At 71.2% G+C, this 5419-nt stretch carries 1 protein-coding gene; it reads right to left on the bottom strand.

Annotation, left to right across the window (positions count from 1 at the left end):
• Positions 1–5419, bottom strand: a 5419-nt coding sequence (locus A5775_RS21915) for a non-ribosomal peptide synthetase (RefSeq protein ID WP_156660811.1), incomplete at both ends; no start/stop codon positions are given.

Here is a 5419-nt window from a genome sequence, read left to right as displayed (position 1 = left end):
TCGACCCGCAGAACCAGCGTGTTGACGAAGAAGCCGACCAGCTCGTCGAGCGCGGGGTCGCGCCGCCCGGCGATCGGGAACCCGACCGCCACGTCGGTGCTGGCGCTGATCTTCGACAGCAGCACCGCCAGGGCGGCCTGCACCACCATGAAGCTGGTGGAGTTGTATTCGCGGGCGAGCCCGGCGACCTGCTGCTGCAGGTCGGCCGGCCAGTCCACCTCGACGGCCGCCCCGCGCTGATCGGCGATCTGCGGGTAGGGCCGGTCGGTGGGCAGCTGCAGCCGCTCGGGCATGCCGGCCAGCGCGTCCTGCCAGTAGGCGAGCTGGGCGGCGATGCGGCTGCCGCTGTCGGCGAGCTCGCCGAACTGCTCCCGCTGCCACAGCGTGTAGTCGACGTATTGCACCGGCAGCGGCTCCCAGTCGGGGGCCCGCCCGGCGCACCGGCTGGCATAGGCCATGCCGAGGTCTCGCACCAGCGGCCGCAGGGACCAGCCGTCCGCGGCGATGTGGTGCACCACTGCCACCAGCACGTGCTCGTCCTCGGCGACGCGGAAAAGCGATGCGCGCAAGGGGATTTGGGTGGCCAGGTCGAAGGTTTCGGCGGCGGCGATGTCGATGGCCTCGCGCAGCCGGCCTGCCGACCACCTGCGGGCATCGACGGTGCGCCAGCTGAAATCGGCCCGCTCGGCCGGGAGCACCACCTGCTGGGGCGTCCCCTGCGGCGCGGCGAACACCGTCCGCAGGCTCTCGTGGCGGGCCACCACGTCGGCCAGCGCCGCGCCCAGCGCCTCTGCGTCGAGCCGTCCGCGCATCCGCAGCGCCGCGGCCATGTTGTAGACCGGCGACGGTCCCTGCAGCTGGTCGAGGAACCACAGCCGGCTCTGAGCGAACGACAGCGGCACCACCGCGGGCCGTGCGCCGGCCACCAGGGGCTCCAGCCGGCCCGTGTCCTCACCGATGCGCGGCGCCAATTGGGCGATGGTGGGCGCCTCGAAGATGACGCGCACCGGAACGCCGGCATCCATGGCGCTGTTGATCGCCGCGATGACGCGCATCGCCGAGATGCTGTCGCCGCCGAGGTCGAAGAAGGAGTCGTCGACCCCGACGCGTTCGACGCCGAGCACGTGGGCGTAGATGCCGGCCAGGATCTCCTCGGTGGGGGTGGTCGGCGAGCGGTATCCGGCGGCGGAGTATTCCGGCGCCGGCAGGGCGCGGGTGTCGAGTTTGCCGTTGACCGTCATCGGCAGCGCGTCGAGCGCCACCACCGCCACCGGGACCATGTAGGCGGGTAGCCGCTCGGCCAGCTGGGCGCGGGCGTCGGCCGGGTCGGCGGTGCCGGTGATGTAGCCGACCAGGCGCTTATCGCCGGGACGATCCTCACGCGCGATGACGACGGCCTGGCCCACCCCGTCCAGGGCGGCCAGCACCGAGCGCACCTCGCCGACCTCGATGCGGTAGCCGCGGATCTTGACCTGGTCGTCGGCGCGGCCCAGGTACTGCAGCTGCCCGTCTGCCCCCCAGCGCACCAGGTCGCCGGTGCGATACATGCGCGCTCCCGGCTCGCCGAACGGGCAGGCCACGAACCGCGACGCGGTCAGCCCGGCCCGGCGCACATACCCGTACCCCACGCCGCGGCCGGCGACGTACAGCTCCCCGACCACGCCGGCGGGCACCGGGCGCAGCCACCCGTCGAGCACGAACAACGCGGCCCCGGGGACCGGCGAGCCGATCGGGGGCGCACCCGACCCGGCGGCTAACGGCACGCTCGTCGACGAGAAGATCGTGGCTTCGGTCGGGCCGTAGACGTTGACCATCACCCGCCCCGGCGCCCACCGGTCCACCAGTTCGGGCGGGCAGGGCTCGGCGCCGATCACCAGCGCCGCCGAATCCAGTCCCTGCGGCGACAGCATCCGCACCGCCGACGGGGTCTGGCTGACGACGGTGACCTTTTCGGCGACCAGCAGGGCGTGGAAGTCCATCGGCGAGCGGGCCACCGAATCGGGGACCACGACGAGCCGCCCGCCGTGCAGCAGCGCGCCCCAGATCTCCCACACCGAGAAGTCGAAGGCATACGAATGGAATTGCGTCCACACCTGTTCGGCGGACAACTCGACGCCGACGGCCTGCGCATCGAACAGCCGGGTCACGTTGTGGTGGCTGACCGCAACGCCTTTGGGCACGCCTGTGGTTCCGGAGGTGTAGATGATGTGCGCGACGTGCTCGGGTGCCGGCGCCGGTAGCGCGGTGCCGGGTCGGGTGCGCACGGCGCGGTCGTGGATGTCGATGACGATCAGGGCGTGGGCGTCGAGCTTGTCGGCCAGCGCGGCGGTGGTGAGCGCAGCCATGGGTGCGGTGTCGCCGAGCATGAACTCGATGCGGGCCGCCGGGAGGGCGGGGTCGATCGGCAGGTACGCCGCGCCGGCCTTCAGCACCGCCAGGATGGCCACGATCGCGTCGGCCGACCGACCGAAGAGCAGCGCCACGGACTCGCCGGGGCCTACCCCGCGGTCAACCAGCATGTGCGCCAACCGGTTTGACCTCTCGTCGAGCTGCCGGTAGGTCATGGACCGGCCCTCGTAGGTCACCGCCGGCGCGTGCGGGGTCCGCGCCGCCTGGGCGCCGAACAACTCCGGAATCGATGCCGGTGTGCCGGGCCGAGTCAGGATCGCCCGGTCGCCCCACTCGTTTAGCCGGTCGTGTTCGGCTTGTTCGAGGACGTCGATCGACGACAGCCGCCGCGCGGGTTCGGTGGTCATGACGACCAGCACCCGTCGCATCCGGTCGATCAGCGTGGCGATCCCGGCCGCGTCGAAAACGTCTGTGTCGTATTCGACTTGGAGGCGCATTTCCCGACCCGGCTGGGACTGCACCGTCAGCGGATAATGGGTGGATTCGCGGCTGGTGACGTCGGTGACGGCGAGCTCGTGGTTGCCCGACAGCGCGCTGGCGTCGATCGGATAGTTCTCGTAGGCGAACAGGGTGTCGAACAGCGTGTCCTGTCCGGTGATGCGGTGGATCTCGTTGAGCGCCAGGTGCTGATGGTCGAGCGTGTGGTTGTACGCGCCCTGCAGTTGGTCCAGCAGATCGGCGGTGGTGGTCGTGGCGGTGATGTTCGCCCGCACCGGCACCGTGTTGATCAGCAGGCCCACCATGGTTTCCGCGCCGGCGATTTCGGCGGGGCGGCCCGACACCGTGGTGCCGAAGACGACATCGCGTTGGCCGGTCAAGCCGCACAGCAGTTGCGCGAAGGCGCCCTGCAGCACGGTGTTGACGGTGGTGTGGCAGGAACGGGCCAGGTCGCCGACGGCTTGGGTGAGGTCGGCGGGCAGCGTGAACGTCTCGACGCTTTGGCGTCCCAGCTGTGTCCGGTCCTGGGGGCCGACCAGGGTCGGGGCGTCGAAGCCGGCGAACACCTCGCCCCAGGCCGCGCGGGCGGCGTCCAGATCGCGCTCGGCCAGCCAGCTGACGAAGCCGCGGTAGGGCGCCGCCGCCGGCAGCCGCTGCCCGTAATAGGCCGCGAAGATCTCCCCCAGCAGGATCGGCATCGACCAGCCGTCGAGCACGATGTGGTGGTTGGTCAGCACCAGCCGGTAGCGCTCGGATGCGGTGCGCATTAACGCCACCCGGAACGCGGGCTGTTCGGCGAGGTCGTCGCAGACGGCCGCGCGTTCGGCGGCGCACAGGCGCTCGATCGCCTCGTCGGCCGCGGTCTCTGCGGTGTCTGCGGGGTCGCCGTCGAGCTCGATGTACTGCCAGGCCGGCGCGGGGTCGGCCGGGATGATCTGGACCGGCTCGTCGTAGCGGTCGCAGAAGCGGGCCACCAGGTTCGGATGCCGGGCGATCATGGTGTGCACGGCGTCGCGCAGGCGGTTCGGATCAAGCGGGCCCGCGATGCTGATGTTCAGCTGTCCCGCATACAGATCGTCGGTCGCCGGTGCGGTGTTGGCGTGGAACAGCAGTCCCTGCTGGACCGGGGTCAGCGCGAGCACGTCGGCGATATGGTGTTGCCGCGCAAGCTGATCGAGCTGCTGTTGGCTCAGGCGCGCGGGAGCGATGTCCGACGGCGTCAATCCGCCGCCGCCGCCGCGCACGTGCGCGCAGATGCCGGTCAGCGCCTCGAACCACAGCCGGCTCAGCCGGGTGATCTGTTCGTCGTCGAGCGCCGACGGCGCCCAGGTCCAGTTGGCGCGCAGCCGTGGGCCGGCCTCGCCGTCGACGGTGACCGCGTTGAGCTCGAGGGTGTGCATCAGCGGCATGGGTATCGACGTGGCGGCGCGGGTCACCGACCAGCCATCGGGCTCGGGTCGCCACATGTCCGCGGTGAGCTCGTTCGCGCCGCCCTGGCGTCCCAGGTAGTTGAACCCGATCGGCGGCTCGGGACCGTCGAGGTCGATCTCGGGGTTGAGGTAGCGCAGCAGCCCGTAAGTCAGCGGGTCCGGGAGGGAGCGCAGCTGTTCCTTGGCGTCCTTGAGCATTGCGCCCAGCGCGGTGCCGCCGGCGACGACCTGCGCCCAGGAGACCCCGCCCACGTGCAACGCCGTCGGGTATTTGGTGGTGAACCACCCGACGGTGTGGGACAGGTCGATGTCGCGGCCCAGTTCCTCGTGCCGGCCGTGGCCTTCGACGTCGATGCCGAGGGGCGCGCGGCCGCCGGAGAACTCCGCGCAGGCCAGCGCGAACGCGATCAGCAGGATGTCTTGGACGCCGGCGTGGAACGCCGCCGGCACCTCGCCCAGCAGCATGCCGGTGGTCTCGGCGTCCAGTTCCGTGGTGAGGTGCCCGGCCGTGGCGAAGGTGTCCACCGCGGGACGCACCGAGGGCAGGGCCGGCGGTGTCGCCGCCACCGTTTTCCAGGTGTCCGCGTGTTCGACGACGTCGGGGTGGCGCGCATGGGCGGCCAGCTGCGACGACCACCGGGCGAACGAGGTGCCCGCGGCGGGCAACTCGACCGGCTGCCCCCCGTGATGCTGGGCCCAGGCGATGTTCAAGTCCTGCAACAGGACTCGCCACGACACGCCGTCGACGGCCAGATGGTGAACGATCACCACGAGTTGGCCGGTGGCGCTGGCCCACAGCGCGCTGAGCATCACCCCGGCGGCCGGGTTCAACCGCGACCGCGCCTCGATGACCGCCGCGTCGGACAGCTCGTCCACAACGTGCAGGCACTCGGCGGCGTCGACCGAGCCCGCCTCGGGCACCGTCAGGGCCCAATCGCCGGAGCCGTCCTCGTCGCCTTGGTTGTCGACGCGCAGCCGCAGCATGGCGTGGCGGTCCAGCAGGGCCTGCAACACCGTCACCACGTCGGCCTCGGTCACCCCGGCGGGCGCCTGCACCAGCATGGCCTGGTTGAACTGATCGACCTGTCCGCCAGCGCTTTCCACGTCGCGCAGCCAACCGATGATCGGGGTGACCACCACCG

It is taken from the genome of Mycobacterium sp. 852002-10029_SCH5224772 (genome assembly GCF_001667315.1).
GTDB lineage: Bacteria > Actinomycetota > Actinomycetes > Mycobacteriales > Mycobacteriaceae > Mycobacterium.
This window is presented reverse-complemented; position numbering and strand designations above follow the sequence as displayed.